The sequence below is a fragment of the Mycobacterium uberis genome, from assembly GCF_003408705.1.
In the GTDB taxonomy this organism is placed as follows: domain Bacteria; phylum Actinomycetota; class Actinomycetes; order Mycobacteriales; family Mycobacteriaceae; genus Mycobacterium; species Mycobacterium uberis.
In genome coordinates, this window is record NZ_QAYL01000039.1 from 1 (window position 1) to 4,164 (window position 4,164).

General features: G+C 58.5%; 2 protein-coding genes. Both read left to right on the plus strand.

Going from position 1 to position 4,164, the window contains the following annotated elements:
• On the plus strand, window positions 1–3,319 hold a 3,319-nt coding region (locus MUBE_RS14335), incomplete at its 5' end, for a type I polyketide synthase (protein ID WP_116541052.1).
• On the plus strand, window positions 3,316–4,164 hold an 849-nt coding region (locus MUBE_RS14340; RefSeq protein ID WP_165849893.1), incomplete at its 3' end, for a beta-ketoacyl synthase N-terminal-like domain-containing protein. The genes MUBE_RS14335 and MUBE_RS14340, both read left to right, overlap by 4 nt.

Sequence of the window (4,164 nt, forward strand, 5' to 3'; positions counted from 1 at the left end):
GATCGCTGACTACCCGCAGGTGACGTTGGGGATTTACAACTCACCGCGCCAAACGGTGGTCACGGGGCCCACCGAACAGATCGATCAGTTGATCGATCAGGTGCGCGCGCAGAATCGATTTGCTACTCGGGTCAATATCGAAGTGGCCCCGCATAGTCCGGCGATGGATGCACTGCAACCCCAGATGCGTTCCGAGCTAGCCGATCTGGCCCCGCGGACTCCGACGATTCCGATCCTTTCCACCACGTATGAGGACTTCGGCTTGCGCCCGGTGTTCGATGCCGAGCACTGGGCCGTCAACATGCGCAACCCCGTGTACTTCCAGCAGGCCATTATGACCGCTGGAACTCACCACCACACCTTTATCGAAATCAGCGCACATCCGCTGCTAACCCAGGCTGTCACCGACACCCTGCACTGCGTCCAGCACGGCACCCGGTACACCAGCATCGGGACCCTGCAACGCGATACCGATGACGCCATCACTTTCCACACCAACCTCAATACCGCCCACACCGCCTATCCGCCACACACCCCTCATCCCGCAGAACCACACGTAGCTATCCCCACCACCCCTTGGCAACACACCCGCCACTGGATTGCGAGGAAAGATTCGGTCAACTCTGTTGGATTGGCGCCCCGAGTAGGCACGCTCCTTGGCCAACACACCACGGTCTCAGGGAGTCTACCCATCCACTTGTGGCAAGCGCGGCTGGCGCCGCAGGCGAAGCCGTACCGGGGATGGCATCGATTCCACGGCGCCGAGATGGTTCCTGTATCTATCGTACTGCACACGATCCTTTGCGCTGCAGCAGAATTGGGGTATTCAGCGCTATCTGGGATCCGATTCCAGCAACCCATTTTCGCTGATCGACCCCAATTGATCCAGGTTGTCGTCGATAACCAGTCGATCAGCTTGGCTTCAAGTCCGACCACCCAAACTCCACAGGATCGGTGGACGCGGCATGTGACCGCGCAGCTTTCCTCAGCACCAGTGCGCTCCGTGGTTCTATCGCACCACTCGGATCAGACTAGCGGTCACTTTAGCGCGTGTCCGGACCCGATTCCCGACATAGCGGCGCTGCTCGCGCTACGTGGAGTCGACGGCCTGCCCTTCGAATGGTCCGTGAAGTCATGGATGCAAAAGATGCGGCAATTAACCGGCCTCACGGTTGAGATCGAGCTCCCCGATACCCTGCCCGAAGGGGAGATCGCGTCGCTACTGGATGCCGCAATTCTCGTCTCCGCGCTGGGGGACGTCACCGACACACGGTTTTATGTGCCGGTAAGCATCGAGCAGGTGTGGTTAGGCGACAATGCTATCGGATCACGCGGCTTGGTGACGGTGAATCGTACCATTCGCGACGACGACGGGATCACCGTCGATGTCACCATAGCTGACGGCGGCGGGGCGTTGTGGGCGTCGATGCGGTCACTTCGATATCAGGCATTGGACCTTGACAATACGCAACAGGCCGGGTCGGCTAACTTCGTTGAACCCCATGCGGATGCTCGAATAGATGTTAAAAATTTCGTGCATATGATCGACTGGCAACCGCGAAGTGACCTGGACTATGTCAGCACACCGGTGGCTGGTTCGGGGTCTGTAGCGTTAATCGGCAATGGCGGCTTCGTGCTTGGTTTGCGCTTTAAGGAGGCGGGTTACACCCTAGCCGCGCCGGCGGATGGGCTTTCTGGAGTACGTTATGTTGTTTACGTCGCGGATTCCCACCCGGCAACCACTACCGAGACCGACGTCGATTTCGCCGTGCGGATCACCACCGAGGTCAGCAGTCTGGTCCGGACTTTGGCGGAACGGGAGCCGGGTAAGCCTGCAACATTGTGGATTGTCACACGAGGAGTGCATGAATCGGTGACCCCGTCCGCACTGCGCCAAAGCTTCCTGTGGGGCTTTGCGGGTGTCATCGCTGCGGAACATCCTGAGCTGTGGGGTGGACTGATCGATCTCGAGGCTAATGAGCTTGAAAGCGATCACGACGATATCCTTCACCAAGCTGGGCTGACGCTTGCCAATCTGGTTCAAACGCGCACTAAGTCGATCCTGGTGCTACGTGATGGGATCGTACTCGCCCCGGCATTGGCGCCGATCCGGAGCGAGCCGGTGCGCAAATCCCTGCAATGTAAGTCTGATGCGGCTTATCTCATCACCGGTGGAATGGGCGCGCTTGGTCTGCTGATGGCCGAGTGGCTTGTCGATCGCGGGGCTCGTCGACTGGTGTTGACGGGCCGTACACTGTTGCCGCCAAGGCGGAATTGGGAACTCGACACCCTCGACGCCGGACTGCGTCAGAAGATCGATGCGATTCGCGCCCTAGAGATGCGGGGAGTGACTGTCGAAGCCGTCGCGGCCGACGTCGGGCGTCACGATGATGTGCAAGCCCTGTTGGCCAAGCGCGACCGTGACGGCGCCGCGCCGATCCGTGGGATTATCCATGCGGCAGGTGTTACAAATGATCAATTAGTGACGAACATGACTGACGATCCGGTTCGTCAGGTTATGTGGCCCAAAATTGCCGGCAGCCAAGTGCTGCACGAGATTTTTCCACCCGGCAGCGTGGACTTCTTCTACTTGACTGCTTCGGCTGCAGGAGTATTCGGTATCTCGGGGCAAGGCTCTTACGCTGCCGCGAACTCCTATTTAGACGCGTTGGCGCGGGCGCGTCGCCAACAGGGGTGCCACACTATGAGCCTCGACTGGGTAGCCTGGCGCAGGCTCGGATTCGCCGCCAACGCGCAGATCGTCAGTGACGAGCTGCAGCGAATAGGATCGCGTGACATTACGCCTTCGGAAGCGTTCACTGCGTGGGAGTATGTCGATGCCTACGACGTCGCGCAGGTGGTTGTGCTGCCGGTTCTAAACCCTGACGGGTCTGCCGGCTTCACCGTGGCGGATAGCTATCTAGTACCGGCACGAAATTGGTCACAGATGGCAGCAGCCGAGGTGCGGAAAGAGCTTGAAAGTGGCTTACGGGCCATCATCGCTGCAGAGCTCCGGATAGCTGAAACAGAGTTGGACACCGACCGACCATTTGCCGAACTTGGGCTTAACTCCCTTACGGCAATGGCGATTCGGCGTGAAGCCGAGCAGTTCATTGGGATAGAGCTGTCGACTATTATGCTGTTTAACCATCCAACTATTGCGTTACTAGCCGCGTATCTGGCAAAAGTTGTTGCACCGCAAAACGATTCTCTAGAAGACCAGACGGCTATCTTGTCCTCCGCCTCAACAGGAAGTGTATTGGACAATCTTTTTGACCGCATCGAGTCGACCTCGACAGAGGCCAAAGGGTCGGTGTGATGCGGACCGTTTTCAGTCGGATTGCCAGCATGACCGCGCAGCAACGCGCGACTCTTGCCGAGGAATTCACCAAAACCTCTCGGATCGCAGTGGCAGAGCCCATTGCGGTGATGGGGATCGGTTGCCGATTTCCTGGGGATGTGACTGGGCCGGATAGCTTCTGGGATATGCTGGTCGGTGGCCGCAACGCGATTTCGCAAATACCGGCCGATCGTTGGGATGGGGATGCGTTCTATGATCCCGACCCGTTGACACCGGGTCGGATGACGACGAAATGGGGAGGTTTTGTTCCCGACATCGCGGGTTTCGACGCAGAATTCTTTGGTATCACACCACGCGAAGCCGCAGCGATGGACCCGCAGCAGCGAATACTGCTTGAGGTTGTCTGGGAAGCTCTCGAAAATGCTGGAATCCCAACGGATTCTCTGGCTGGAAGCCGAACCGGTGTGATGATGGGCGTCTACTTCAACGAGTATCAATCCATGTTGGCCACCAGACTGGAGAATGTAGACGCCTACAGCGGAACCGGAAACGCCCACAGTATCACCGTTGGTCGAATATCCTACCTATTGGGATTGCGCGGTCCATCGGTAGCGGTTGACACGGCGTGCTCGTCGTCGTTAGTCGCGATCCATCTGGCTTGTCAGAGTTTGCGGCTACGTGAAACCGACCTGGCCCTGGCCGGCGGAGTGAGCATTGTACTGCGCCCAGAAACGCAAATTGCAATTTCTGCATGGGGACTGTTGTCCCCACAAGGCCGATGCGCGGCGTTTGATGCTGCGGCGGACGGGTTTGTGCGCGGTGAGGGCGCTGGAGTGGTGGTGCTTAAGCGGTTGACTGACGCT